Source organism: Massilia sp. IC2-477 (assembly GCF_020707265.1).
Taxonomy (GTDB): Bacteria; Pseudomonadota; Gammaproteobacteria; order Burkholderiales; family Burkholderiaceae_D; genus Telluria.
The window spans coordinates 72,243-97,077 of the sequence record NZ_JAJFEQ010000002.1 but is presented as its reverse complement, the minus strand read 5'-3'; the positions used below and the strand labels follow the sequence as shown (position 1 = coordinate 97,077).

Genomic DNA, 24,835 nt, shown 5'->3' with positions numbered 1-24,835 from the left:
CATTTGGAAAATATTTCGAAATTTGCATGTCATAAAGAAAAGCATCCACCTCTCATAAAACGCCTTGATGAGCCCTTCGAAGCCGCGCAACGCCTCTCCCGACATCGGTTTCGCCGAGTCTTCGCTCGGCCAGTCGCTGCTGCGCATGCTGGCCGAGGGCTCGGCCTCGAACCGGGCGATCGCCGACTACCTGCTGCGCAACCAGGTGCGCGTGACCGCCCTCGGGATCGAGGAGCTGGCCGAAGCCTGCGAGGTGTCGACGGCGACCATCAGCCGCTTCGCGCGCGACCTCGGTTTCAGGAACTACGCGGCAATGAAGAGCGCGGTGGCCGAGACCCTGCAGTCGGTGCTGCAGCCGGTCGAGAAGCTGCGCAGCACCATCGCGCGCCGTAACGCTTCGCCGGCGCTCGAGAGCCTGGGCTATGCCGAGGCCAGCATCACCGCCACCAGCCGCGCCCTGTCCGGCACGGAGCTCGACCGCATCGGCGCCATGCTCACCCGCGCGCGCACCGTCTACGTGCTCGGCTTCGGCCTGTCCACCTTCCTGGCCGGTACGCTGGCGATGCACCTGCAGCCCTTCTGCCGCCACGTGGTCGAAGTCGCGGCGGCCGGCGGCACCGAGGTCGCGGCCAGCCAGCTGGCGACCATCACCGACAAGGACGTGCTGGTGGTGATCTCGCTGCCGCGCTATACGCTGGCGGCGGTCTCGCTCGCCCGCTTCGCGCGCGACAGCGGCGCTACCGTGGTTTCGATCACCGATTCTCCCGCTTCGCCGCTGGCCGAACTGGGGCACCAGGTGCTGTACGCGCACGGCACCCATCCGGTGCTGCCAAGCAGCGCGAGCGCGGCGCTGGCCATCATCGAAGCGCTGGCGGTGTCCCTGATGACCTCCAACAAGGCCAACGTCGCCAAGGCGGCGCGCCACACCGAGGCGATCGCCGCCTACCTGTATGGCGAACACCAGATCCGATCCAGCAGCACCCAGAAAAAAGAGGGCGCATCCAGGCGCCGCAACGTGAAGCAATCCTGAATCATCTTCGAGAGGAGCATTGCATGAGGAAGCACATGTCGATTGGTTTGCGGCCGACCATCCTGGCCTCGAGTATCGTGGCGGCGCTGGGACTGATGGCGCAGCAGGCCTGGGCCCAGGCCACGCCGCAGCCTGACGCGCCCAAGGTCCACCGTGTGGAAATCACGGGCTCGTCGATCAAGCGTCTCGATACCGAAGCGGCGCTGCCGGTGGAGGTGATCTCGCGCGAGACCATCGACAAGATGGGCGTGACCACTGCAGCAGAACTGGTGAAGAACATCAGCGCCAACACGGCGCCGCTGACGGACGGCCCCAGCATCTCGGACTCGACCTCGGGACAGCGCGGCTTCAACGGCGCCAACATGCGCGGCCTCGGCGTCTCGTCCACCCTGATCCTGCTGAACGGCCGCCGCCTGGCCAACTTCGCTTCTCCCGGCGACAACGCCGGCGTCGACCTGAACAACATCCCGGCCGGCGCCATCCAGCGCGTCGAGGTGCTCAAGGACGGCGCCTCGGCGATCTACGGCACCGACGCGATCGGCGGCGTGATCAACTTCATCACGCGCAAGGACTACACCGGAATCGACCTGGCGGCGTCGGCTGCCGGTACCCAGCACGGCGGCGCCGGCAAGCGCACCGCCAGCATCAGCGGCGGCTACGGCGACCTGCAAACCGACCGCTTCAACGTCTGGGGCGTGCTCGACGTGCAGCAGCTCGACGCCCTGCGTTCCGGACAGCGCAGCTTCATCCACGACCGCCAGCTGGCCACCACGCTGCCGGCCCAGATGTCGAGCAATACCTTCCCGGCCAACGTCGACATCTCCGCCGCACAGCGCAGCGCCCTGATCGCCGCCGGCCTGCTGCCTGCGAACAGCCGGGTGAGCCGGGTCAACCCGAGCGCGCCCAACTGCAATCCCCCTGCCACCGTGTATGCGGCCCAGGGCCCGGGCGGCGTGGCCGGCTGCAGCTACGACTACATGGAAGACACCGAAATCTATCCGGATTCGCGCAAGCTCGGTTTCATCGGCCGCGCCACTTTCCAGCTGGATGCGAACAACCAGCTGTTCGCCGAACTGGTGCAGACCGAGGCCAAGACCAAGTACGTGCTGTCGCCGAACCCGGTCCGCATCCGCAACCTGCCGGTGAACATCCTGCCCGAGGCCTATCGCCGGGCGCTTACCGGTCCCGGCCTGCCCGATACCTTCAGCGGCATCCGCTACCGCATGAAGGAAGCGGGCAACCGCAGCAACGAGGTGACCAGCGAAGGCCAGCGCCTGGTGCTGGGCGCCACCGGTAACCTGGCCGGCTGGGACTACGACCTGGCCGTGGCGCGCGCCGAGAACCGCGCGGTGGACCGCTACTTCGACGGCTACGTCCTGTTCGACAAGTTCGATGCCGCCGTGCGCAACGGCACCGTCAACCCGTTCGCGCCTTCGTCCCAGGCCGGCCTGGACCTGATCAACTCGATCAAGATCGACGACGAGGCGCGCAAGGCCAAGGGCGTATCGACCTCGATCGACGGCAAGATGTCGCGCGCCCTGGCCACGCTGGGCGGTGGCGACCTGGCCATCGCCGTGGGCGGCGAATTCCGGCGCGAGCACCAGATGTTCACGCCGTCCGAGCTGCTCAAGTCGAACAACATCGCCGGCGACCGTGACAGCACCGTGCCGGCCGGCGAACTGCTCGAAGTCGAAACCGCCGACAACACGCGCAAAGTGGGCTCGGTCTTCACCGAGATCAGCGCGCCGTTCACCAAAGAGCTGGAGATGCAGTTCGCGCTGCGCTACGACCACTACAGCGAAGTCGGCTCCACGACCAATCCGAAGATCGGCCTGCGCTGGCAGCCGAATGCGGCCGTCCTGCTGCGCGCCTCGGCCGGCACGGGTTTTCGCGCGCCGTCGCTGTCCGACCTGAAGCGCCCCACCATCTTCGGCACCTCGGCCGGCATCTTGACCGACCCGCAGTGCGTGGCGCAGGAAGGCAGTATCGATCTGTGTACCGACCAGTGGAACGTCGAGCGCCGTTCGAACCCCGACCTCAAGCCGGAAAAGTCGCGCCAGTTCACGCTCGGCGCCGTGTTCGAGATGAACAAGCGCGCCAACTTCTCGGTCGACTACTGGAACATCGAGAAGAAGGATGTGATCAGCACCCTGGGCGAGCAGGTCATCATCGAGAACCCGGCCGCCTACAACGGCAGCTACATCGAGCGCGACGAGGATGGCTTCATCTCGAACATCCTCCTGATGAAGGAAAACCAGGGGCGCCTGAAGACCTCGGGCATCGACATCGCAGCCGACTGGCGCAGCGAACGTGGCGCATGGGGCCGGTTCGGCGTGAACCTGTCCGGCACCCGCATCCTGAAGTACGACCGCCAGTTCGGCCCGTCCGAGCCCTTCCGCAGCAACCTGGGCGTGTTCCTGAACGACCAGGCGATCCAGAAGTGGCGCCACCGGATCAACTTCGAGTGGGACAACGGGCCGGTCACCCTGACGCTGGCGAACCAGTATTCGTCCAGCTACACGGACCAGAACACGACCTACGATCCGTTTACCGACACCCTGCTGGCGCCGAACCACGTGAAGGCCTATTCGCTGTGGGACCTGACCGGCAGCTGGGCCATCACGAAGCAGCTCAAGCTGCGCGCCGGCGTGCTGAACCTGCTCGACAAGGATCCGCCGTTCTCGAACCAGGCCTGGTTCTTCCTGGCCGGGTACGACCCGAGCTACACGGACCCGCGCGGCCGCAACGCCTTCGTCAGCGTGAATTACTCGTTCCGCTAGGAGAGAGCATATGCTGAAGAGCCTGTGCCTGGCACTGGCGCTGGCTGGCGCCGGCATCACCGGCGCCGCGGCCGCCGAGGTGCCGAAGGGATCGCTGGTCATCATCGGCGGCGGCCTGCGCGCCGAGAACGCTGCGGTGTGGGAGAAGATCGTGGCCCTGGCCGGCGGCAGGGGCGCGCGCATCGCGGTGTTCGCCACGGCCGCCGAGAACCCCACGCGCGAAGGGGGCATGGCGGTGGCCAACCTGAACCGCCACGGCGCCCAGGCCTTCCTGGTGCCGCTGGCGCCGCGCCTGGCGGGTAGCGACGTGCGCAGGGCGGCCGACGACCCGGCAATCGTGGACGTGGTGCGCGGCGCCGGCGGCGCTTTCTTTACCGGCGGCGACCAGGCCCGCATCACGGGCTCGCTGCGGCGGCCGGACGGCAGCAACAGCGCGGTGCTGGACGCCCTGTGGGCCATGTACCGGCGCGGCGGCGTGATCGCCGGCACCAGCGCCGGCGCCGCCATCATGAGCAGCACCATGTTCTACGATCCGCCGCTGGACGTGATCCCGATCCTCAAGCACGGCGTGGTGGACGGCAAGGACATCGCGCCGGGCCTCGGTTTCATCGGCGACGACGTGTTCATCGACCAGCACCTGCTGGTGCGTGGACGCTTCGCGCGCATGCTGCCGGCCATGCTGAGCAAGGGTTACAAGCTGGGGCTGGGAATCGACGAGAACACGGCCGCCGTGGTCGGACCGAACCGCGAAGTGACGGTGATCGGCTACACCGGCGCGCTGGTGCTGGACCTGTTCGAAGCGACGACCAACAAGACCCAGCCGGTCTTCAACCTGTCGAACGCCCGCATCAGCTACGTCGACAACGGCGACCGCTTCCACCTGGTGAACCGGACCTACGTGCCGGGGCCGGGCAAGGAGCCGGTCGACCGCAACATGCGCGAGTACCGCGAGGCGCTGTTCTACACCGACATCCTGGGGAATACCTCGGTGGTCAACCTGCTCGAGAAGCTTGTCGACAGCAACCTGGAACGCGCCACCGGGCTGGCCTTCGAAGGGCCGACCAGCCGCTCACCGGAGCGCGGGTTCGAGTTCAGCTTCTCGCGTGCACCGGACAGCAAGGAGTTTGTGACCAACCGCGAGGATGCGTGGTCGATCTACCGGATCAGGATGGATGTGCGGCCGGTGAAAATGCAGCAGCCGCTCTACACCGTGGAGTAATAAAGAAAGGGGCAGAACCTTGCGGCGCTGCCCCTTTTGTCTTTAGTACCTCCGGCCTCGAAGCGTCATGCGCGCCACTGGCGCCCATGACCTCCGGCGAAGGCCGGAGCCCAAGTTCGTCGCGTTCCACCAGCATCAATTGCTAGTGGACTGCGCGCAAATTGGGTACCGGCCTTCGCCGGTACGACGGATTTCGGGCTGGTGGTCACGGTCAAACGATACCAACTGCTCAAGCCTTCAACAAGGGCTTGAGATACTTGCCCGTCACGCTCGCCTTGTTCTTCGCCACCTCTTCCGGCGTACCGCTCGCAACGATGGTGCCGCCGCCCGCGCCGCCTTCCGGCCCCAGGTCGACGATCCAGTCCGCGGTCTTGATCACATCCAGGTTGTGCTCGATGATCGCCAGGGTGTTGCCCTGGTCGCGCAGGCGGTGGATCACCTTCAGCAGCAGGTCGATGTCGGCGAAGTGCAGGCCGGTGGTCGGTTCGTCCAGGATGTACAGGGTACGTCCGGTATCGCGCTTGGACAGTTCCAGCGACAGCTTCACGCGCTGCGCCTCGCCGCCCGACAGCGTGGTCGCGCTCTGGCCCAGCTTGATGTAGCCGAGGCCGACATCCAGCAGGGTCTGGAGCTTGCGCGCGATGACCGGCACCGGCTTGAAGAACTCGTGCGCGTCCTCGACCGTCATCTCCAGTACTTCGGTGATGTTCTTGCCCTTGTACTGCACCTCGAGCGTCTCGCGGTTGTAGCGCTTGCCGTGGCAGACGTCGCAAGGCACGTACACGTCCGGCAGGAAGTGCATCTCGACCTTGATCACGCCGTCGCCCTGGCAGGCTTCGCAGCGTCCGCCCTTGACGTTGAACGAGAAGCGGCCCGCCGAGTAGCCGCGTTCCTTCGCGGTCGGCACGGTCGCGAACAGGTCCCGGATCGGGGTGAACACGCCGGTATAGGTCGCCGGGTTCGAACGCGGGGTGCGGCCAATCGGCGCCTGGTCGACCGAGATCACCTTGTCGAAGTGCTCCAGGCCGTGGATCGCATCGTGGTCGGCCGGCTCGGTCTGCGAACCGTACAGGTGGCGCGACAGGGCCGGGTACAGGGTGTCGTTGATCAGCGTCGACTTGCCGGAGCCCGAGACGCCGGTGACGCAGGTCAGCAGGCCCACCGGCAGCGTGAGCGACACGTTCTTCAGGTTGTTGCCGCGCGCGCCGGTGATCACCAGCTGGCGCGCAGGATCGGCCTTGGTACGCTTTTTCGGCACCTGGATCTTGCGGCGGCCGTCGAGGTACTGGGCGGTCAGCGAATGCTCGCTCTGCATGATCTCCGGCAGCGAGCCGGCCGCGATCACCGCGCCGCCGTGCACGCCGGCGCCCGGACCCATGTCGACGATGTAGTCGGCGGTGCGGATCGCATCCTCGTCGTGCTCCACCACCAGCACGGAGTTACCGATGTCACGCAAATGTTTGAGCGTCGCGATCAGGCGGTCGTTGTCGCGCTGGTGCAGGCCAATCGAGGGCTCGTCCAGCACGTACATCACGCCGGTCAGGCCGGAACCGATCTGCGAGGCCAGGCGGATGCGCTGGGCTTCGCCGCCGGACAGGGTATCGGCGCTGCGGTCGAGCGACAGGTAGTCCAGGCCGACGTTGTTCAGGAACTTCAGGCGCGCCGTGATTTCCTTGATCACGCGCTCGGCGATGTCGCGCTTGGCGCCCGTCAGTTCCAGCGTCTCGAAGAAGGCCAGGGTGTCGCGCAGGGGCTTGTCCGAGACTTCATAGATGGCGCGCTGCTGCGCTCCCTGTCCGATCTTGACGAAGCGTGCTTCCGTGCGCAGGCGCGCGCCGTCGCACACCGGGCACTTCTTCTCGTTGATGAACTTGGCCAGTTCTTCCTTGACCGCCATCGAGTCGGTCTCGCGGTAGCGCCGCTGCAGGTTGTTCACTACGCCTTCGAAAGTGTGCTCGCGGATCACGGTGCGGCCACGCTCGTTGACGTAGCTGAACGGGATCGCGGTCTTGCCCGAACCGTGCAGCACGGCGTCCTGGGCCGACTTCGGCAGGGTCTCGAAGGGCTTGTCGAGGTCGAAGTCGTAGTAGGCCGCCAGGCTTTGCAGCATCTGGTAGTAGAACTGGTTGCGGCGGTCCCAGCCCTTCACGGCGCCGGAGGCCAGCGACAGGTGCGGGAAGGCGACGATGCGCTTCGGGTCGAAGAACTCGATGTGGCCCAGGCCATCGCATTCCTGGCAGGCGCCCATCGGGTTATTGAACGAGAACAGGCGCGGCTCGAGCTCCTGCAGCGAGTAGCCGCAGACATTGCAGGCGAACTTGTTCGAGAAGACGGTTTCCTTTTCGGTGTCCATCTCGTAGGCCACGGCGCGGCCGTCGGCCAGGCGCAGCGCGGTCTCGAAGCTTTCGGCCAGGCGCTGCTTGATCTCCGGGTTCACCTTGACGCGGTCGATCACGACGTCGATCGTGTGCTTCTCGGTCTTCTTCAGCTTGGGCAGCTCGTCGATCTCGTGGATCTTCGCCGCATTCACGCCGCTGGCGACGCGAAAGCGCACGAAGCCCTGGGCCTGCATGGCCTGGAACAGGTCGGTGTGCTCGCCCTTGCGGTTGGCCACCACCGGCGCCAGGATCATCAGCTTGGTACCTTCCGGCATGGCGAGGACGGCGTCGACCATCTGCGACACGGTCTGCGCGGCCAGCGGCTCATGCGGGTGCTGCGGGCAGTAGGGCGTGCCGACGCGCGCGTACAGCAGGCGCAGGTAGTCGTGGATCTCGGTGACGGTGCCGACGGTCGAACGCGGGTTGTGCGACGTGGCTTTCTGCTCAATCGAGATCGCCGGCGACAGGCCTTCGATCAGGTCGACGTCCGGCTTTTCCATCAGCTGCAGGAACTGGCGCGCATAGGCCGACAGCGATTCGACGTAGCGGCGCTGGCCTTCGGCGTAGAGGGTATCGAAGGCGAGCGAGGACTTGCCCGAACCCGAGAGGCCCGTGATGACAATCAGCTTGTTGCGCGGAAGGTCGAGGTTGATGTTCTTCAGGTTGTGCGTGCGTGCGCCGCGGATTCGAATTTCTTCCATTAGTCTTTTTGCAGGCTTTCAGTAAAAGTTTGCAGGGCCGGCGCACGAAGGGACTGTCGCGGTGAGCGGGCCAATGGGGGAGAACCTAGTAGTGTAGCTGGTTTTTCGAAGTGCTGTACATGCATCCAGCACTTTTGTGCCGCAAGGACACGTTTCGATAGCAATCTAGAACCGTGTACATGGCAGGAACGCAGCGAGGTGTGCCGTATGTGGGCCGTTTCCGCCGCAGTTCAATGACAAAGCGTTCAGATACCCGGAATTTTTGAAGAACGGCGGGTCAAACCCAGGATTTTCCGGCTCCATCTGGCGCAAACGGACGCGTGGGCAGGAACGCAAAATGTGCTTTTTTTCTCTGCCTTTCGGCCCCATAATAGTTGGCTGCAGCATACGTTCCCTGACGTTGAGTATCTACGCAGAGTCAGGGCTCTACAAAACTCACTGGAGTATCAACATGGCATCAGTCAACAAGGTCATCATCGTCGGCAACCTGGGCCGCGACCCGGAAATCCGCTACATGCCGAGCGGCGACGCGATCGCGAACATCGCGGTCGCTACCTCGTACAAGTCGAAGGACCGCCAGACCGGCGAACAGAAAGAGCTGACCGAATGGCACCGCATTTCGTTCTTCGGCCGCCTGGCCGAGATCGTGGGCCAGTACCTCAAGAAGGGCTCCTCGGTCTACGTCGAAGGCCGCCTGCAGACCCGCAAGTACACCGACAAGGACGGCATCGAGCGCTACGCGACCGACATCATCGCCGAGAACATGCAGATGCTGGGCGGCCGCCAGGGCATGGGTGGTGGCGACAGCATGGGCGGCGGCATGGATGACGGCGGCTACGAGCCGCAGCAGCGCCCGGCCCCGCGCCAGGCTCCGCCTGCACCGGCAGCCCGTCCGCAGCCGCAGCGTCCGGCGCCGAACTTCTCGGACATGGATGACGACATCCCGTTCTAAGTTCGAAAAAACGTCGACAACTAAAGCGGAGCTATCGATGTAGCTCCGCTTTTTTATTTGTTGGGTTGATGTCCCAGGAGGGGGACGTCCTGCCGTGTTGACGAAGACATTGCACTTTATGCGAAGGATGTTACCAGCCCGTACATGACCGCTTTGGCAAGCGCATGCTGGCGCTTGGACGCGCCGAGTTTCTTGGTCGCGAGGTCAAATGAAAGTTGATAGTGCGCCCAATGTCCTTCAGGTCGACCAAATGAGGCGCTGTGGACAGCGCAAGTCCGCCTGAACGGCTGTGGGATTAACCCGGCCGGTCGCTATTACGCCTCGCTCGGATCGCATTCCTCGGTGAAGGAAAATCCTGGCGGATATTTGTGGTATCCGTCGAAATCCGCTTTTCCGATAGGAACACCGGCTTGACGGGCAATCGCGTAAACCATCGAGTAGTGAAAGAAAAAGTTAGGAACGGCATACATCAGATAGTAGTCCCAAGCCGGCATATTCAGGTCGGCGAAGCCCGCAGCTGTGCCAACCTTCAACGCGTCGAAATCGCCGAAATCAGTATCCGGAATAGTCGACAGATACCGCGTCGTCAAATCGAGTTCCACGAATACGCTCTGCAGCGTGTACTCGTCGTTGCTGAACGAAACGATTTCCCGCCCGGCCAGCGGACAGCTGGTGCGCAGGGCAAATCCGATCGCGGTCTTTGCCTGCTGCAGTAGCGGGAGCATATCCGGGTGCAAGCGCTTGCCAGAAATATCGGTCCCAAATACTTCGATCCGCTTCAGAAGATCTCTTAATCTGTCAAGGTAATGAAGAAAGAGCCGGGTTGGCGTTACCATAATGTTATTCCCATACCATCATTCTCTTCTCAATAGCGAGGGCCATCAGGATTTGTTGCAGATTCCAGCCGGCGCTTGCGGCCAGCACCGCACGTCAGGAGACGATGTTTGTTCTGCTATCCGTCACGCCCTTCCCTTCTCGGAGCGCACCACGACGTAGTCGATCTGCTGCGATGCGCAACAGCGAGGGACATCGGACTGACGCTGTCATTTTCAGCGCTACTATATCGGAAAGATCCTCCAGCCTCACCTGTCGGTTCTGGCATTCCACCCGCCCGACTAGGAAAATATGAGCCGCGCCGGTTCGCCTGCAAACCGTAATGAAATTACCGCTGCCGCGACGATCATTCGACTGACGGTTCGGCAACAGGTCGAATAAAAAACCCATTCGTCAGAATGGGTTTTTGACATATCTATCGAGCTCAGCGTTTCGCCGACGGATCGGCAACCAGCAGCAGGCGCTCCACCTGCGTGGCATTGCCGGCCCGGTCCGTCACCCTGATCTTGAGCGAGGCGTAACCCGGTCGGCAGAAGGTATGGCGCACGCTGACGTCGCCCTGGCCGCGCCGCTCGCGCAGGCTGGGAACCGGTTGCGGGCAGCCGTCGCTGACGCTTGCTGAGGCCAGGTGCGACTCGGCGACAGCGCTGTCGACAAACGGGACCGTGAAGTCGACCGTGGCGCCCAGCGCGACCACGCCGTCGGCGGCCCCGCCGAATATCGGCCCCAGCACCGGCGCGGGCGTTCCTTCCCGCCCCGGGCGCAACATGACCAGCCCGGCGTTGGAGTCGGCCAGGATGGTGCCGCCGTCGTTGATCGCCCGCGCCACGTACAGCACCAGGCCGGCCGGCGCCCGATAGAGCCGGGTGTTCAGGTCGATCGGGCTGGCTACGCCGTTCCAGTAGGTGGCGCGCCGGCTGCCGCTGTCGCCGTCGTTGGGCGTAGGGTCGATGAGACCGACCATTTCACGCTGGTTGTTCAGGGCCAGCACTTCGCCGTGCGGCGCACCGCCCATGGGCAGGGAGCGCACGCCGGCGCGCCACGACCAGATGAAGGGCCGCTGCAGGCTCGGCGCGCTGTCGAGGATTGTCATGTTGCTTCCCGCGACCTCGCCCGCGTCGTTGAGCGCGGTGAAGTTGACGAAGCCGGTGGTCGGGCCGACCGGCACCATGCCGTATCTGCGGCTCCACAGGAAGCCGAACTTGTTGCCGCCCTTGTAGTAGTGGCCGAGCACCTGGCCGCCGGCATTGACTTGCGTAGCGGTCGAGAAGTCGCCGCCGAAGGTGCCCAGGTCGATCGCCGTGCCGTCCGGGTTCCACACGATGGCGTGGTTGTCGTGCCAGGTGACCTCGGCTTCGCCGACCGCCATGCCGCTGTCGTTGATGGCGACCGCGCGCGCGGTCCGGGCCGTCTGCGGCGCCAGGTGGGCAAGGCTGCCATCGGGATTCCAGCGCGCGGCAAGCGGGTAGATCCCCACCGCCGAGCGGATCCTGCCTACGATCTGGTTGCGGTTGTTGATGGCAAGCGCGGCGCCGCTGGCGGGACCGGACACGGCGTTGTTGCGCGGCAGGACGCGAAGGCCGCGCGCGGCGGTCCAGGCGAACGCGCGGTAGTCCCCAGTCGCGGTCTGGAGTTCGCCCACGACGACCCCGTGGTCGTTCAGGGCGTTGACGTAGCTGTACGATCCGCCCGCCAGCCCTACCGCATGGATTCGCCTGCCGTCGAAAAACCCGTGCTGCCGGTCGTCGAGCAGCACGCTGGTAAAGGCGGCCTGGCCGCGCCCGTTCAGGACCGCCGAGCCGGCATCGCGGCCGAGATTGATGACGCTGTATTCGAGTGGACGCGCATAATGCGCCGCCTCTGCCGGCGCGCCTGGGGCGGGAGCGGCGCCGGCGTGGAAGGCGATGGCGGCAGGCACGAACAGGCTGGCCCACTGCAGGCGGGCCTTGATGCTGGGAATGGATGTCATGGGAGCCTTGGTCAGGAGGTTGGAAAGCGCCAGACCTCACTGTAGGCGCGGCTCCCGACGCCGGCATGGGCTCAGCTCAAGCCGACAGCGGAACCAAAGTCCCGATCAATATTGACGCATCCCCGGCTGCACGGCGGCAATACTGCCCGCAAGAATCGCATTGCACATCGAACAGGACGATGCCCCGGTGGCGCTACTGACCCGGAATACCCTTGTCGGACTCTTCGGGAATGACATACACATCGCCCGCCGTGGCCCCGGCTTCATGCTTGCGTGCCCGCAGGTCGCGGTACACGGCCGCGCGCATGATCGTCATCGACACCACCGGCGCCGTCATCAGGATGAACACGGCGATGATGATCTCGTGGATGACCGGGCGCGACTGCGCCGCCGTGAAGTAGACCATCGAGGCCAGCAGCAGGCAGCCGGCGCCGAGCGTCACCGTGAGCGCGGGGCCATGGATGCGCTGGTAGAAGGTCGGCAGGCGCAGCAGCCCGAGGGCGCCGACCAGGACGATGCTGGCGCCCAGCACCAGCAGCACGGCCACCGGCAGCGCCGCCCAGGCGGGGATGTGCTCGATGCCGCTCATTCGATGATCTCCCCGCGCATCAGGAACTTCGCCATCGCCACGGTTGACACGAAGCCGACCAGCGCGATCAGGATCGCCACCTCGAAATACACCTGGGTGCCGAAGCGCACGCCCAGCACAAGGGCCAGCAGCATGCCGGACATCCACAGCGTGTCGAGCGCCAGCACCCGGTCGTGCGCCGACGGGCCCACCAGCAGCCGCAAGGCGCACAGGCCCATCGCCACCAGTACGCACACCAGGGCGTAGCCGATCGCCAGTTCAAGCAGGGTTTGCATCATTCGTCTCCGATTCAAAGATCTCGATCAGCGGGCGCTCGTAGCGTCCCTTGATGGTGTCGATCCACCACTGCTGGTCGTGCAGGTCGAACACGTGCAGCGACAGTTCGTATGTCTCCGGCAGTATCTCGACCCACACCGTCCCCGGCGTCATGTTGATCAGGCAGGACAGCATCGCCAGGCCGTAGGGATCGCGGATCGTGAGCGGCACGCGGATGAACTGGGCATTCACGGTCCGGTAGTCGCGCAGCAGGATGATGCGCGACACGTTGAAGCATGAGCGCACGATCTCGACGAAGGCCATGCCCATCAGGCGCAGGAAGGTGAGCGGCGCGCGCAGGCGCGGGTAGCCGAAGGGTTGCAGCCGGCGCGTCAGCAGCGGCACGGCGATGCCGAGCAGGGCGCCGAACAGCAGGTTGGCCGGGTCCAGGGTCTGGTTCAGCAGCAGCCACAGCGCGCACAGCGACAGCGACACGATGGGATAGGGCAGCCAGGGCGTCATGGCCTGCCTCCCGCCGGCCCCGGCACCGGCGCCGTGCCGAGCACGCGCTCGATGTACAGTCCGGGCTGGTGCAGGTCGGCGCTGGCGCGCGCCAGATACGCGATCACCGGCTGCGCCTGCACCGTCAGCAGCACCGAGACCAGCAGCAGCGCCGCCACCGGCAGCGCCTCGGCGGCGTGCAGGCGCGGCGGGCCGATCGTCTCCGCCGCCCAGAAGGTGCGCACGCCGAAGCGCATCAGCGACACGATGGCGACCAGGCCGGAAGCGATCACCAGCGCCATCAAGGCCCAGCCGCGCGCGCCGATCGGGGGCAGTCCGGGCCCCGGGTTGACCAGCGCATGGAACATCCCGAACTTGGCGACAAAGCCCGACAGCGGCGGCAGGCCGGCGATCATCAGGGCGCAGGCGGCAAAGGCGAGCGACAGGAAGGCCATCGCGGCCGGCAGCCCGCGTCCTTTCGGCTCGGCGGGCATGTCTTCGACCGCATAGGCTTCCATGGTCAGCGCCAGCATCGCGGCGCCGGGCGTGCGGATGCGGTCGACCAGCTCGATCAGGAGCACGAAGGCGGCGATCGCGATGGTGGAGGCGATGAAGTAGTACAGGCCAGCGGCGACCAGCGGCTGCTGGCCATAGCCGATCACGGCCAGCAGCGTGCCCGAGGAGACGATGGCGGCGTAGCCGGCCATGCGCCCGACGCCGTCGGTGGCCAGCATGCCCGCCGCGCCAAAGACGATGGTCGCCATGCCGCCCCACAGCAGGGCGTCGTAGCCGAAGCGCGCGGCCTCGCCGGCACTGTCCGAGAACACCAACAGCCAGATGCGCAGCACCACGTAGGCGCCGACCTTGGTCATCAGGACCAGCATCGCCGCCACCGGCGGCGAGGCGGCGTCGTAGGTGGTCGGCAGCCAGAAGCCGAGCGGCCACATCGCGCCCTTGCCCAGGAAGGCCAGTGCCAGCACCGCCACCCCGGCCTTCAGCAGGCCCAGGGCCTCCGGCGCCAGGTGCGGAATGCGCCCGGCCAGGTCGGCCATGTTGAGGGTGCCGGTGGTGGCGTAGATCAGCGCCACCCCGATCAGGAACAGCAGGGCCGCGAGCAGGTTCACCGCGATGTACTGCATGCTGGCGCGCAGGCGCGCCACGTTGTAGCCGTGCAGGACCAGGCCGTAGGAGGCCGCCAGCATCACTTCGAAGAACACGAACAGGTTGAACAGGTCGTGGGTCAGGAAGGCGCCATTGATCCCCATGAGCAGGAACTGGAACAGCGAATGGAAATGCACGCCGATGCGGCTCCAGCGCGGCTGGGCGTAGTGCAGGGCGGCCAGGGCCAGCAGCGCGGTGAGCACCAGCATCAGGCTTGATAAGCGGTCGGCCACCAGCGAGATGCCGAAGGGCGCGGCCCAGTTGGCGGCGAAATAGGGCTGAACGCCGCCGGGCCAACGATTGTCGGTGAGCAGCACCAGCGCCAGCGCATTGGCCAGCAGGCCGAGCACGGACAGGTAGCCGGCCGCGAACTTCAGCCGGTGCCGCCCTTCCGTCAGCGGCACCAGCAGCGCCCCGCACAGCAGCGGCAGCAGCACCGGGACGATCACCAGGTGGCCGGTCCAGTCGAGCGTCATGCCTCGGGTTCCTCCCCGTCCACGTGGTCGGTGCCGCTCAGGCCGCGCGCGCCGATCATCACCACCAGGTACAGGGCGGTGGTGGCGAAGCCAATCACGATGGCGGTCAGCACCAGCGCCTGCGGCACCGGGTCGGCGAGAAGCACCGGGTCGGGCACGGTGCCGGGCGGCGTCAGCGGCGGCTGGTCGATGCTCAGGCGTCCCATCGCGAAGATGAAGAGGTTGACGGCATACGACATCAGCATCAGCCCGGTCAGCACCTGGAAGCTGCGCGGGCGCAGCACCAGCCAGATGCCGGAGCCGAACACGATGCCGATGGCGAGCGACAGCACGGTTTCCATTACTGGATCTCCTTGGGCGGGGGCATGGCGGCCAGTGCGGCGGCGCGGGTAGCGGTGGGCGGCGTGCGCCGGCTGCGCAGCGACTGGTGCGCCAGCGCCACCAGGATCAGCATGGTGGTGCCGACCACCACCAGGAACACGCCGAGGTCGAACACGAAGGCCGAGGGCAGGTGCAGCTCGCCCAGCAGCGGCAGCGTGACGTGGGCCGTGTGGCTGGTCAGGAAGGGGTAGCCGAGCAGCCAGGCGCCGATGCCGGTGGCGCAGGCGATGGCCAGGCCCCAGCCGATCCAGCGGTGCGGGCGCAGGCGCAGGTGCGACTCGACCCAGTCGGTGCCGGCCACCATGTACTGCACGATCAGGGCGGTGGCGAAGATCAGGCCGGCCACGAAGCCGCCGCCCGGCAGGTTGTGCCCGCGCATGAAGAAATAGACGGCGATGACGCCCATCACCGGTAGCAGGAAGCGCAGGTAGACCGCCTGCACCATCAGGTAGCCGTCGCGCGCCTGCTGCCCCGGCTTCTGGCCCACCGCCGGGTCGACGTCGCTGGCCTGCTGGACCGGAATCGCGATGCTTTCCGGCGCCGGGCGGAAGCGCCGCAGCAGGGCGTAGACCGTGAGCGCCACCGCCGACAGCACGGTGATCTCGCCCATGGTGTCGAAGCCGCGGAAGTCGACCAGCAGCACGTTGACGACGTTCGCGCCGCCGCCCTCGGGCAGGGCGCGCTGCACGAAGAAGTCGCGCAGGCCGGCACTCGCGCCTTCCTGCGGCGAGGTGAGGACGGCGTAGCTGGCCGCGGCCAGCCCGAGGCCGCCGGCGACAGCCACCAGCGCGTCGCGCGAGCGGCGCAGCCAGGCGCTCGGCGGGATGCGCGGTCCCAGGTTCTTCGGCGGGAAGCGCGGCGGCAGCCAGCGCAGGCCGAGCAGGATCAGCACCGTGGTCACCGTCTCGACCATCAGCTGGGTCAGCGCCAGGTCCGGCGCCGACAGCCACAGGAAGGTGGCGCTGGTGGCCAGGCCGGTGCCGCCGACCAGCGCCAGCGCCGCCAGCCGGTGGTACTTGGCTTTCCAGGCCGCGGCCACGGCGCAGCCGGCGCCGATCAGCCACAGCAGCGCGAACAGGGGATCGGCATTGGCCAGCTGCGGCGCGGCGAAGTCGCGCACCGGCTGCGCCAGCAGCAGCGGCACGGCCACCATCGCCGCCACCAGCACCAGCAGCTGCGGCTGCAGGCGCCGGGTGCCGGTCCAGCGCAGCAGCCAGGCCGCGCCCTGCGCCAGGCCGAGCATGATGTTTTCGTACAGCTGCGCGCCCTTCAGGCGGTGCAGCACCGGCACCCGGTCGCGCTGGGCCAGCTCGAACCAGTTGCGCAAGACCAGGTAGGCGATTACGCCGCCCGCCAGCGCGATCACGCTCATCAGGAGCGGCAGGTTCACGCCGTGCCAGATCGCCAGGCTGTACTCGGGCATGGTGGGGCCGAGCACCGCATGCGCGGCCACGGCCAGCACGTCGCCCACCACGCGCTCGGGCAGCACGCCCACCGCGATGCACAGCAGGACCAGGCACTCGATCGGCACCCGCATCCAGCGCGGCGGCTCGTGCGGGTCTTCCGGCAGGTCGTGCGCCAGCGGCCCGAAGAAGACGCTGATGAAGCGCAGCGAGTAGATCACGCTGAACAGGCCCATCAGCCCGGCAGCCACCGACATCCACCAGTTCTCCGTGCCGCCCACGATCATGGTCTCGGCGAAGAACATCTCCTTGGACAGGAAGCCATTCATCAGCGGCACGCCGGCCATCGCGGCGCTGGCCACGATCGCCAAGGCCGCCGTATGCGGCATGGCGCGCTTCAGGCCGCGCAGCTGGCGCATGTCGCGCGTGCCGCTTTCGTGGTCGACGATGCCGACCGCCATGAACAGCGAGGCCTTGAAGACCGCGTGGTTCATGGTGTGGAAGATCGCCGCCACTACCGACAGCGGCGTGCCGATGCTCAGCAGGACCACGATCAGGCCGAGGTGGCTGATGGTGGAATAGGCCAGCAGGCCTTTCATGTCGACCTGGAAGATCGCAAAGAAGGAGCCGAGCAGCAGGGTGGCCACGCCGGCGCTGCCGAGGATCCAGGTCCACTCCTCGGTGCCGGCCAGGGCCGGCCACAGGCGGATCAGGAGGAACACGCCGGCCTTGACCATGGTGGCCGAATGCAGGAAGGCGGAGACCGGGGTCGGGGCCGCCATCGCGTGCGGCAGCCAGAAGTGGAAGGGGAACTGCGCGCTCTTGGTCAGCGCCCCGAGCAGCACCAGCACCAGGGCCGGCAGGTACCAGTCGTGGGCGCGGATGCGGTTGCCGGCGGCCAGCACGGTCTCCAGCTCGTAGCTGCCCGCGATGTGGCCGAGCAGGAGCACCCCCGCCAGCAGGCACAGGCCGCCGATGGTGGTGACGGTGAAGGCCATGCGCGCGCCTCGGCGGGCATCGTTGCGCTCCTGCCAGTAGCCGATCAGGAGGAAGGAGGTGACGCTGGTCAGCTCCCAGAACACCACCAGCTGGATCAGGTTCCCCGACAGGACCACGCCCAGCATCGCGCCCATGAAGGCCATCATGTAGGCGTAGAAGCGGGCCACCGGATCGCGGCGCGACATGTAGTAGCGCGCGTACAGCAGCACCAGCACGCCGATGCCGAGCACCATGACGGTAAACACCCAGGCCAGGCCGTCCATGCGCAGGCTGATGTCGAGACCGTAGGCGGGCAGCCAGCCGTAGCGTTCCTCCGGCACTGTGCCGTCCGCGATCGGGTCGAACTGGCCGATGGCCAGCGCCAGCGCTGCCAGGGTGGCGATGCCGGCGACGGCCGCCGGGCGGTCGCGCGAGCCGACGGGCATGCAGGCTGCGATGAAGGACGCGGCGAACGGAAGCAGGAGCAGTAGCAGCAGCATGGTGCTCAGCTCCGCGCCGGTGAATCAGCCATCGCCACCGCCTTCGTCGCGCGCCGGCAGGGTATCGCAGCGGACTCCCGGGCTGGTCGCCGGCAGCAGGCATCTGGGCGGCAGGGCGCGGCCGGTGCTGTCGTTCACGCAGATCTCCATGTGGCAACGAAGTGGCAAATAGGTCCACTTTAGCGTTTTTACATGGAATGCGGCAACGCGTTTCTTCTGAGTCAACGTACCCGTGCGTGCGCGCCGCCTGTGTTCCTCAGTGCGTCACGACAGGACCGGTTCAGGCCGTGACCGCCACGGCTGGTTCGGCTTCAGCGGCAGATGAATACGCCGCACGGACTTCCTGCGAACGGTCCTGGGTGGGCCCGGCCTGGTGCTTCGACCGTGCCCTGGCCTCAGCCTGCTGCTCGAGCTTCTTCTCGTAGGCGGCGCGTTCCTCGTCGCTGACCTTCTTGTCCGAGTTCGTGTCCGCTTCGGCAATGTAGTCGGCCGATTCGGTCTCGCTCGACGCCGAAGTGCTGCCACCTGCGGGTGCAGCACCCCGTGCGACGCCGGCAGGAGCCGCTGTCGTGCTTTCCGTGGCGCCGTCCGATTCTTCGGTGCCCACCGATTCCTCGGCTGGCGTCGTGGTCTCGTCCACGGCGTGCCGCACGCGCGCTGCGTCCGCTTGCGCCTGTAGCTGGTCGCCGACACGCGCGGTGGCGCTCGAGAGGGTGCTCTGCGTCTCGACGCTGGCCTCCGTTGCGGCGCTGTCAGTGGCGGAAACGGATGTGGCGGCCGGCCCGACCGCAGCTGGAGCTTCTTCGGACCGGGTCTTTCCTGCTTGTGTTACAGAGGTCTGCGCCAGGGCGGCGCTGCCGATACTCGTAAGCATATCAATCCTTGCGTGAATGTCGTCACGTTGTTTACGGCGTCATGGCCGCGGGGCGCAGGGCGGGAAATGTAAAGCGAGGTAAAGTTCAGGCCGTGCGCGCCCCCGCAGGACGAGTTGTTACCATTCCGTCATGCACATCCTCTGGAGCTATCTGCGCCCGCACTGGCGCCTGGCCTTTCTCGCCCTGCTGCTAGCCGGCGCGGCGCAGGTGCTGAACCTGGTCGACCCGATCATCTTCGGCAGGATCATCGACGACTATGCCCTGCATCCCGGGAACAGGAGCGACGACGAACTGGTCTCGGGCGTGCTGCGCCTGCTCGGCCTTGCCGTACTGGTGGCGCTGCTGGCGCGCCTGGCCAAGGCGCTGCAGGAATACGTGACGCGCCTGACCGTGCAGAAGCTCGGCGTGGCCATCTTCAACGACGGCCTGCGCCACGTGCTGCGTTTGAAATACCAGGAATTCGAAGACTTGCGCAGCGGCGAGACCCTGTCGCTGCTGCAGAAAGTGCGCGCCGACAGCGAGCGCTTCATCAATACCTTCATCAACACGGTCTTCACCTCGATCGTCGGCGTGAGCTTCCTGGTCTGGTATGCGGTGACCAAGCACTGGCTGCTGGTGCCGGTCTTCCTGGTCGGGGTGCTGGTGCTGGGCGGGCTCACCGGCCTGCTCTCGCGCGAGATCAAGACCCAGCAGCGCTCGATCGTGCGCGAGACCAACCGCAACTCCGGCTTCATCACGGAGTCGCTGCGCAACATCGAGCTGATCAAGAGCCTGGGCCTGACCTTCACCGAGATCCGGCGTCTGCGTGCCCAGACCGACAGCATTTTCGCGCTCGAGATGGAAAAGGTGAAGCGCATCCGGCTGCTCTCCTTCCTGCAGGGCAGCACACTCAGCCTGCTGAAGCTGGCGATCCTGTTCGCGCTGCTGTGGCTGATCTTCCGCGACGTGCTCTCTACCGGTGAACTGATCGCGATGCAGTTCATCTCGGTGGCGATCTTCGCGCCGCTGCAGGAGCTCGGGAACATCATCCTGGCCCACCGCGAAGTCGAGGCCTCGCTGCTGAACTTCCGCGCCCTGATGGACAAGCCGATCGAGCGCCGCCCGCAGGACTTCGTCGAGATCGGGCCGCTCGAGCAGATCCGTTTCGCCGACGTCGGCTTTCGCCACAAGGGCGCGCAGGAAGATTCATTGGTGGACATCTCCTTCGGCGCGGCGCTCGGCCAGACGGTCGCCTTCGTGGGCCCGTCGGGCTCCGGCAAGTCGACCCTGGTCAAGCTGCTGGTCGGCCTGTACACGCCGGCGCGCGGCAAGGTGTACTACAACGAGACCTCGACCGAAGACCTGCGCTACAACGAGGCGCGCCGCCAGATCGGCTTCGTCACCCAGGAGACCCACCTGTTCGCGGGCACCATCCGCGACAACCTGCTGTTCGTGAAACCCGATGCCAGTGACGCCCAGATCATGGCGGCGATGAAACAGGCCTCGTGCCTGAACCTCCTGGCAAAGTCACCGGAAGGGCTGGACACCGTGATCGGCGAGCGCGGCATGAAGCTGTCGGGCGGTGAAAAGCAGCGCCTGTCGATCGCGCGCGCCCTGGTGCGCGAGCCGCGCCTCCTGATCTTCGACGAGGCAACGTCGGCGCTCGATTCGCTCACCGAAGAGCAGATTACCAACACCGTGCGCAGCATCTCGGCGCGTGCCAGCCAGATCACGATCCTGATCGCGCACCGGCTGTCCACCGTCATGCACGCGGACACCATCTACGTGCTGGAGAAGGGAAGCATCGTGGAAACCGGTTCGCACGATGCGCTGGTGGCGCTCAAGGGGCTGTACTACGCGATGTGGCGCCAGCAGATCGGCGAGCGGCCGGTGCCGCCCGGCGCGCCTCAAGCGTCGGATGGATAGCGCAGCCCGATCTGGGACCGGATTTGGTCCAGCAAGGTCATGAGGGTGAGCGTGTCCGCATGCGTCATCAGGGGATGCTCGATCAGCCCTTCGCGCAGGCAGCGTCCCGCTTCGATCGCCTCATGGGTATAGCCATTGCCGAGGTAGGGCGTCGGGATGGTGCGCGAAGAGCCGTCCTGCAGATCGACCGTGATGCGCTCGGCCAGGTGGAACATGCGGTGCATGCGGATGCTGCCGCCGGTGCCGGAAACGATGAGCTCCGAAGCCGAGCGGGCGCGCATCGAGCAGCTGCAGACCGACAGCGTGCCGTTCGCATGCTTCATGGTGAAGGCGGTGCTCGCATCGACACCGGTCTCGCTCATGATGGCCTGGGCCTGCACGGTTTCCACCTTGCCCAGCAGGGCGCAGGCGATCGACAGCGGGTAGATGCCGAGGTCGAGCAGGGCGCCGCCGCCCAGGTCGCGTTTGTTGATGCGGTGCTCGGGGTCGAGCGTGGCCGAGAAGCCGAAGTCGGCGTGCACCTGCGTCACGGTGCCGATCTCGCCGGAAGCCATGATGCGCTTCACTTCGGCCAGGGCCGGCATGAAGCGGGTCCACATCGCTTCCATCAGGAACAAGTCCTTGGCGCGCGCCAGCGCCACCACCTCGGCCGCTTCGCGGCGGTTCATGGTGAAGGGCTTTTCGCACAGGACTGCCTTGCCGCCCTGAAGGGCCAGCAGGGAATTCGCGGCATGCATCGGGTGCGGCGTGCCGATGTAGATGATGTCGACGCCCTCTGCCGCGGCCAGCTCCTCGTAGGAACCGTAGGCCTGCTCGGTGCCGAGTTCGCGTGCGAAGGTCTGCGCGCTGTCCAGCGTACGCGAGCCGACCGCCGCCAGCACCGCGCCCGGCGCGTGCTTCAGCCCGAGTGCGAAGGCGCGCGCGATGCCGCCGGTGCCGAGGATGCCCCACCTTACTGTTTCACCCATCAGATATCCTCCTTCAGCTTGAGGTAGTCCTTCAGCACGTCCACCACCAGCTGGTGGTCGCTTGGCCCCGGCAGGCCGGAGACGGTAATGGTGCCGACCTGGCCGGTCCCCTTCACCACGACCGGGAAGGAACCGCCATGTGCAGCATACTCTTTTACGTCGAAGGTGGGCATCGCGTCGATGTCGCCGCCCCTTTGCACCACCTCGGTGTGGACGTAGAAGGAACTGTGGCCGGTGCGGTTGACGAGATTGCTCTTGCGGCGGATCCAGTCCGCATGGTCGGGCGGCGCGCCGCTCATGCTGTGCGCGAACAGCACCTGGCGGTTGCGCGCGATCTCGACGCTGACCACCTGTTTGTTGGCGCGCGCCTGCTCGACCAGGCGCAAGCCGATGTCCAGTGCCGTGTCGTTGCTGAAGCTGTCGAATTGCAGCAGCTGTTCCTGGCGGCGCAGGATGTCCAGCGCATTGCCCTGTTCACTCATTTGTTTGGTCCTTGGTGGGAGTTCGGACTGCGCAGCCGCCACGCTGCCGGCCGCGAACAGGGCCAGCAGCAGGACAAGGCGCTTCATGCCGGCACCGCCTTCGCCTGCGCATCCGGCGCCGGCGTGCTGCCGTCATCAATGTGGAAGGGTGCGAACCAGGTGGCGAGAAAAGACGGAATGGTAGCGACCATCACGAACACGAAATAGCTGACGTAGCCCAGCATCTCCTGCAGGTGGCCGCTGATCACGCCCGTCACCATGCCGCTCAGGGCCATCAGGCCGGTGCCGAAGGCGTAGTGGGTGGTGGTGTACTTGCCTGGCGCGAGTTGCTGCATCAGATAGATCATGAAGCCGACCGCGCCGAAACCGAAGAAGAACTTCTCGATCACGACGCCCAGCGTGATGGCGAGCAGGCTGCTGGGCAGGTAGATGCTCATCAGGAGGAAGGTCACGTTCGGGATGTTCACCGCGCAGCACAGCACGAACAGGGTCGACTTCAGGCCGCGTTTGGCCACGTACCAGCCGCCCAGCAGGGAGCCGAGCAGCACGGCCGCCAGGCCGTAGGTGCCGTAAATAAGGCCCAGCATTTCATTCGATAGTCCCAGGCCGCCTTTCGAGGCCGGGTCGACCATGAAGAAGGGGCCGATCTTCTCCAGGAAGCCGATACTGAGGCGGAACAGGAAGGCGAAGGCGATCATGCGCCAGATGTCGCGCTTCTGGAACAGGGTGACGAAGGCATCCAGCAGGATGCGGCCGGCATCCCGCACGCTGGAGGGCATGTCGGCTGCGCGCGCCCCTTGCGGCATGAAGCGCAGGTGCCACAGCGCCATCAGCAGGGTCAGGCCGCCCACCAGGAAGAAGATGATGCGCCAGGCGTCGATCCAGTCCGGCCCGAACAGCTTCGGGTCGTGCCCGAACACGCTGGTGTGCAGGTAGCCGCTCAGGTACACCATGCCGCCCGCGGCGACGATCGGGCCGATGTTCCAGGACAGGCTCTGGATGCCGCAATAGAGCGACTGGGCGCGGCTGTCGAGCGAGGTGACGTAGACACCGTCGCTGGCGATGTCCTGGGTGGCGCCGATGAAGGACAGGGCGAAGAAGACCACCATCAGGAAACCCATGTAGCCGGGCAGTCCCAGGGACAGGCCGACGCCGGCGAAGCCCAGCCCGATCAGGATTTGCGCGCACAGCACGAAGAACTTCTTGGTGCGGTACATCTCCACGAAGGGCGCGAACAGCGGCTTGATCGTGTAGGCCAGGATCAGCAGGCTCGAATACTGCGCCGCGCGGCCGTTGTCCATGCCCAGGTTCTTGAACATGATGGCGGTGACGCTGGTGAGCATCACGTAGCCGAGCGCCATCGTGAAGTAGCCGGTGGGTACCCACAGCAGCGGCGATGCCGCGGGCTTAGCGGGCTGCATGGTCGGCCTCCGCGTGGACAGGCATCGGCGCCGCACCCGAGCGGATGCGCCGGCGCGACGGCGCGACCGGATGGCGCGCCAGGTGGTCGGCAAGGATGCCGGCGGCGCCCGTCAGGGCCGGGTAGGGCGCGGTGATGACCCAGGTCGGGATCTGCGCGGTGAAGGCGCTGAAGCGGCCCTTCTTCTCGAAGCGGCTGCGGAAGGGCGAGTCGAGGAAATAGCTGCCCAGGCGCGGCACCACGCCGCCGCCGATGTAGATGCCGCCCTGCGCGCCCAGCGTCACCGCCAGGTTGGCGGCCACGGTGCCGAGCATGCCGCAGAAGCAGTCGAGCGCCTCTCGGCTCAGGGCATCGCCTCCGGCCAGGGCGCGCGTCACGATCTCGGCCGGCGACAGCGTGGCGTCCGCCGCGGCGCCGCGGCTGGCGGCCAGCGCCTCGCGGATCAGGGCGATGCCGGGACCGGAGACGAAGCGCTCGGCCGACACGTGGTCGTAACGCTGCCAGCAGTAGCGCAGCACCTCGACTTCGCGCTCGTCCATGGGCGAAAAGGCAACGTGGCCGCCTTCGCTGTGCAGCGGCACCCAGCGGCCGTCCGTGGGAAGCAGTCCGGATACGCCCAGGCCGGTGCCGGCGCCGACCAGGCCGATGGCGCTGCCCGCACGGGCGGCGCCGCCGCCCACCGTCATCAGGTCGGCCGGGCCAAGTGCGGGCAGGGCCATCGCCAGTGCGGTGAAGTCGTTCGCCACCAGCAGGGTCGACAGTTTCAGCTCGGCGCGCGCGGCCTCGATCGAAAAGGCCCAGTGGTGGTTGGTCATGCGGATGGCGTCGCCATCGACCGGATTGGCGATCGCGATCACCGCGTGGACCACGTCCGCCCCGCAGTGCGCCAGGTAGGCGTGGACGGCGTCCTCGAAGCGCGGGTAGTCGGCGCAGGCCAGGGTCAGCATGGCCTCGATCTTCCCTGGGCCCGTTTCGAGCGCAAAGCGGGCGTTGGTGCCGCCGATGTCGGCCACCAGGCGTCGCCCATCAATATATTCGTGCATGTCTCCTCCTATTTTTTATGTGCTGCCGGCGCTGG

General features: G+C 66.3%; 19 protein-coding genes. 5 read left to right on the top strand and 14 right to left on the bottom strand.

Annotated elements, in window-relative coordinates; translation table 11 throughout:
- Positions 1-67: 67 nt before the first annotated feature.
- The 3 genes from LK542_RS03805 to LK542_RS03795 are packed head-to-tail and all read left to right on the top strand — an operon-like array spanning position 68 to position 5,029.
- On the top strand, positions 68-1,030 hold the full coding sequence (locus LK542_RS03805; RefSeq protein WP_227810882.1) for a MurR/RpiR family transcriptional regulator: 963 nt from the start codon (positions 68-70) through the stop codon (positions 1,028-1,030).
- A gap of 23 nt (positions 1,031-1,053) precedes the next feature.
- Positions 1,054-3,810, top strand: a complete 2,757-nt coding sequence (locus LK542_RS03800; protein WP_227810881.1) for a TonB-dependent receptor — start codon at positions 1,054-1,056, stop codon at positions 3,808-3,810.
- A 10-nt stretch (positions 3,811-3,820) separates the two neighbouring features.
- Positions 3,821-5,029: a cyanophycinase gene (locus LK542_RS03795; protein ID WP_227810880.1), complete on the top strand. Its 1,209-nt coding sequence runs from the start codon at positions 3,821-3,823 to the stop codon at positions 5,027-5,029.
- Between the two features lie 229 nt (positions 5,030-5,258).
- Here LK542_RS03795 and uvrA read toward each other — a convergent pair whose 3' ends face one another.
- Complete coding sequence (uvrA, locus tag LK542_RS03790) at positions 5,259-8,108, bottom strand: excinuclease ABC subunit UvrA (protein ID WP_227801236.1); 2,850 nt, start codon at positions 8,106-8,108, stop codon at positions 5,259-5,261.
- A 451-nt stretch (positions 8,109-8,559) separates the two neighbouring features.
- On the opposite strand from uvrA, the gene ssb reads away from it, so the two are divergent.
- On the top strand, positions 8,560-9,060 hold the full coding sequence (gene ssb, locus LK542_RS03785) for a single-stranded DNA-binding protein (protein WP_209589756.1): 501 nt from the start codon (positions 8,560-8,562) through the stop codon (positions 9,058-9,060).
- A gap of 314 nt (positions 9,061-9,374) precedes the next feature.
- On the opposite strand, the gene LK542_RS03780 is transcribed toward ssb, so the two are convergent.
- The 9 genes from LK542_RS03780 to LK542_RS03740 all read right to left on the bottom strand — a co-directional run bounded on the left by LK542_RS03780 (position 9,375) and on the right by LK542_RS03740 (position 18,981).
- Positions 9,375-9,896 carry a DUF1993 family protein gene (locus LK542_RS03780; protein ID WP_227810879.1) on the bottom strand — a complete coding sequence of 174 codons (522 nt, stop codon included), beginning with the start codon at positions 9,894-9,896 and terminating at the stop codon, positions 9,375-9,377.
- Positions 9,897-10,318: 422 nt separating this feature from the next.
- Positions 10,319-11,863 carry a hypothetical protein gene (locus LK542_RS03775; RefSeq protein WP_227810878.1) on the bottom strand — a complete coding sequence of 515 codons (1,545 nt, stop codon included), beginning with the start codon at positions 11,861-11,863 and terminating at the stop codon, positions 10,319-10,321.
- 193 nt (positions 11,864-12,056) lie between these two features.
- Entirely contained in the window at positions 12,057-12,452 is a 396-nt protein-coding gene (mnhG, locus tag LK542_RS03770; RefSeq protein ID WP_227801230.1) for a monovalent cation/H(+) antiporter subunit G, read from the bottom strand.
- Positions 12,449-12,727: a K+/H+ antiporter subunit F gene (locus LK542_RS03765; RefSeq protein WP_227801628.1), complete on the bottom strand. Its 279-nt coding sequence runs from the start codon at positions 12,725-12,727 to the stop codon at positions 12,449-12,451. The genes mnhG and LK542_RS03765 overlap by 4 nt, the downstream gene beginning before the upstream one ends.
- Positions 12,711-13,229 carry a Na+/H+ antiporter subunit E gene (locus tag LK542_RS03760; protein ID WP_227801229.1) on the bottom strand — a complete coding sequence of 173 codons (519 nt, stop codon included), beginning with the start codon at positions 13,227-13,229 and terminating at the stop codon, positions 12,711-12,713. The genes LK542_RS03765 and LK542_RS03760 overlap by 17 nt, the downstream gene beginning before the upstream one ends.
- On the bottom strand, positions 13,226-14,845 hold the full coding sequence (locus LK542_RS03755; RefSeq protein WP_227810877.1) for a monovalent cation/H+ antiporter subunit D: 1,620 nt from the start codon (positions 14,843-14,845) through the stop codon (positions 13,226-13,228). The genes LK542_RS03760 and LK542_RS03755 overlap by 4 nt, the downstream gene beginning before the upstream one ends.
- The gene (locus LK542_RS03750) at positions 14,842-15,186 is read right to left on the bottom strand and encodes a Na+/H+ antiporter subunit C (RefSeq protein ID WP_227801227.1); all 345 of its coding nucleotides are present in this window, start codon (positions 15,184-15,186) and stop codon (positions 14,842-14,844) included. The genes LK542_RS03755 and LK542_RS03750 overlap by 4 nt, the downstream gene beginning before the upstream one ends.
- Positions 15,186-18,107 (bottom strand): monovalent cation/H+ antiporter subunit A, encoded by a 2,922-nt coding sequence (locus LK542_RS03745; protein ID WP_227810876.1) that lies wholly within the window; start codon positions 18,105-18,107, stop codon positions 15,186-15,188. Before LK542_RS03745 ends, LK542_RS03750 begins: the two co-directional genes overlap by 1 nt.
- A 280-nt stretch (positions 18,108-18,387) precedes the next feature.
- A complete protein-coding gene (locus LK542_RS03740; RefSeq protein ID WP_227801225.1) occupies positions 18,388-18,981 on the bottom strand; it encodes a hypothetical protein in 594 nt (197 codons plus the stop codon).
- Between the two features lie 130 nt (positions 18,982-19,111).
- Between LK542_RS03740 and LK542_RS03735 the strand changes: the two genes are divergently transcribed.
- Positions 19,112-20,887: an ABC transporter ATP-binding protein gene (locus LK542_RS03735; RefSeq protein WP_227810875.1), complete on the top strand. Its 1,776-nt coding sequence runs from the start codon at positions 19,112-19,114 to the stop codon at positions 20,885-20,887.
- Here LK542_RS03735 and LK542_RS03730 read toward each other — a convergent pair.
- Genes LK542_RS03730 through LK542_RS03715 form a run of 4 tightly spaced genes read right to left on the bottom strand, consistent with a single transcriptional unit; the run spans position 20,869 to position 24,800 of the window.
- Positions 20,869-21,855: a Gfo/Idh/MocA family protein gene (locus tag LK542_RS03730; protein WP_227810874.1), complete on the bottom strand. Its 987-nt coding sequence runs from the start codon at positions 21,853-21,855 to the stop codon at positions 20,869-20,871. The genes LK542_RS03735 and LK542_RS03730 overlap by 19 nt on opposite strands.
- Positions 21,855-22,424: a heme-degrading domain-containing protein gene (locus LK542_RS03725; protein WP_227801222.1), complete on the bottom strand. Its 570-nt coding sequence runs from the start codon at positions 22,422-22,424 to the stop codon at positions 21,855-21,857. The genes LK542_RS03730 and LK542_RS03725 overlap by 1 nt, the downstream gene beginning before the upstream one ends.
- The gene (locus LK542_RS03720; protein ID WP_227810873.1) at positions 22,421-23,758 is read right to left on the bottom strand and encodes an MFS transporter; all 1,338 of its coding nucleotides are present in this window, start codon (positions 23,756-23,758) and stop codon (positions 22,421-22,423) included. The genes LK542_RS03725 and LK542_RS03720 overlap by 4 nt, the downstream gene beginning before the upstream one ends.
- Entirely contained in the window at positions 23,745-24,800 is a 1,056-nt protein-coding gene (locus tag LK542_RS03715; protein ID WP_227810872.1) for a glucokinase, read from the bottom strand. The genes LK542_RS03720 and LK542_RS03715 overlap by 14 nt, the downstream gene beginning before the upstream one ends.
- Positions 24,801-24,835: the final 35 nt, after the last annotated feature.

What these genes read in the sequence shown, in the direction of transcription:
- LK542_RS03720 (WP_227810873.1), bottom strand. Translation starts at nt 23,758, where the DNA reads ATGCAGCCCGCTAAGCCCGCGGCATCGCCGCTGCTGTGGGTACCCACC.
- LK542_RS03805 (WP_227810882.1), top strand. Translation starts at nt 68, where the DNA reads ATGAGCCCTTCGAAGCCGCGCAACGCCTCTCCCGACATCGGTTTCGCC.
- LK542_RS03800 (WP_227810881.1), top strand. Translation starts at nt 1,054, where the DNA reads ATGAGGAAGCACATGTCGATTGGTTTGCGGCCGACCATCCTGGCCTCG.
- LK542_RS03715 (WP_227810872.1), bottom strand. Translation starts at nt 24,800, where the DNA reads ATGCACGAATATATTGATGGGCGACGCCTGGTGGCCGACATCGGCGGC.
- LK542_RS03740 (WP_227801225.1), bottom strand. Translation starts at nt 18,981, where the DNA reads ATGCTTACGAGTATCGGCAGCGCCGCCCTGGCGCAGACCTCTGTAACA.
- LK542_RS03725 (WP_227801222.1), bottom strand. Translation starts at nt 22,424, where the DNA reads ATGAAGCGCCTTGTCCTGCTGCTGGCCCTGTTCGCGGCCGGCAGCGTG.
- mnhG (WP_227801230.1), bottom strand. Translation starts at nt 12,452, where the DNA reads ATGAGCGGCATCGAGCACATCCCCGCCTGGGCGGCGCTGCCGGTGGCC.
- uvrA (WP_227801236.1), bottom strand. Translation starts at nt 8,108, where the DNA reads ATGGAAGAAATTCGAATCCGCGGCGCACGCACGCACAACCTGAAGAAC.
- ssb (WP_209589756.1), top strand. Translation starts at nt 8,560, where the DNA reads ATGGCATCAGTCAACAAGGTCATCATCGTCGGCAACCTGGGCCGCGAC.
- LK542_RS03780 (WP_227810879.1), bottom strand. Translation starts at nt 9,896, where the DNA reads ATGGTAACGCCAACCCGGCTCTTTCTTCATTACCTTGACAGATTAAGA.
- LK542_RS03775 (WP_227810878.1), bottom strand. Translation starts at nt 11,863, where the DNA reads ATGACATCCATTCCCAGCATCAAGGCCCGCCTGCAGTGGGCCAGCCTG.
- LK542_RS03735 (WP_227810875.1), top strand. Translation starts at nt 19,112, where the DNA reads ATGCACATCCTCTGGAGCTATCTGCGCCCGCACTGGCGCCTGGCCTTT.
- LK542_RS03760 (WP_227801229.1), bottom strand. Translation starts at nt 13,229, where the DNA reads ATGACGCCCTGGCTGCCCTATCCCATCGTGTCGCTGTCGCTGTGCGCG.
- LK542_RS03750 (WP_227801227.1), bottom strand. Translation starts at nt 15,186, where the DNA reads ATGGAAACCGTGCTGTCGCTCGCCATCGGCATCGTGTTCGGCTCCGGC.
- LK542_RS03755 (WP_227810877.1), bottom strand. Translation starts at nt 14,845, where the DNA reads ATGACGCTCGACTGGACCGGCCACCTGGTGATCGTCCCGGTGCTGCTG.
- LK542_RS03730 (WP_227810874.1), bottom strand. Translation starts at nt 21,855, where the DNA reads ATGGGTGAAACAGTAAGGTGGGGCATCCTCGGCACCGGCGGCATCGCG.
- LK542_RS03745 (WP_227810876.1), bottom strand. Translation starts at nt 18,107, where the DNA reads ATGCTGCTGCTACTGCTCCTGCTTCCGTTCGCCGCGTCCTTCATCGCA.
- LK542_RS03795 (WP_227810880.1), top strand. Translation starts at nt 3,821, where the DNA reads ATGCTGAAGAGCCTGTGCCTGGCACTGGCGCTGGCTGGCGCCGGCATC.
- LK542_RS03765 (WP_227801628.1), bottom strand. Translation starts at nt 12,727, where the DNA reads ATGCAAACCCTGCTTGAACTGGCGATCGGCTACGCCCTGGTGTGCGTA.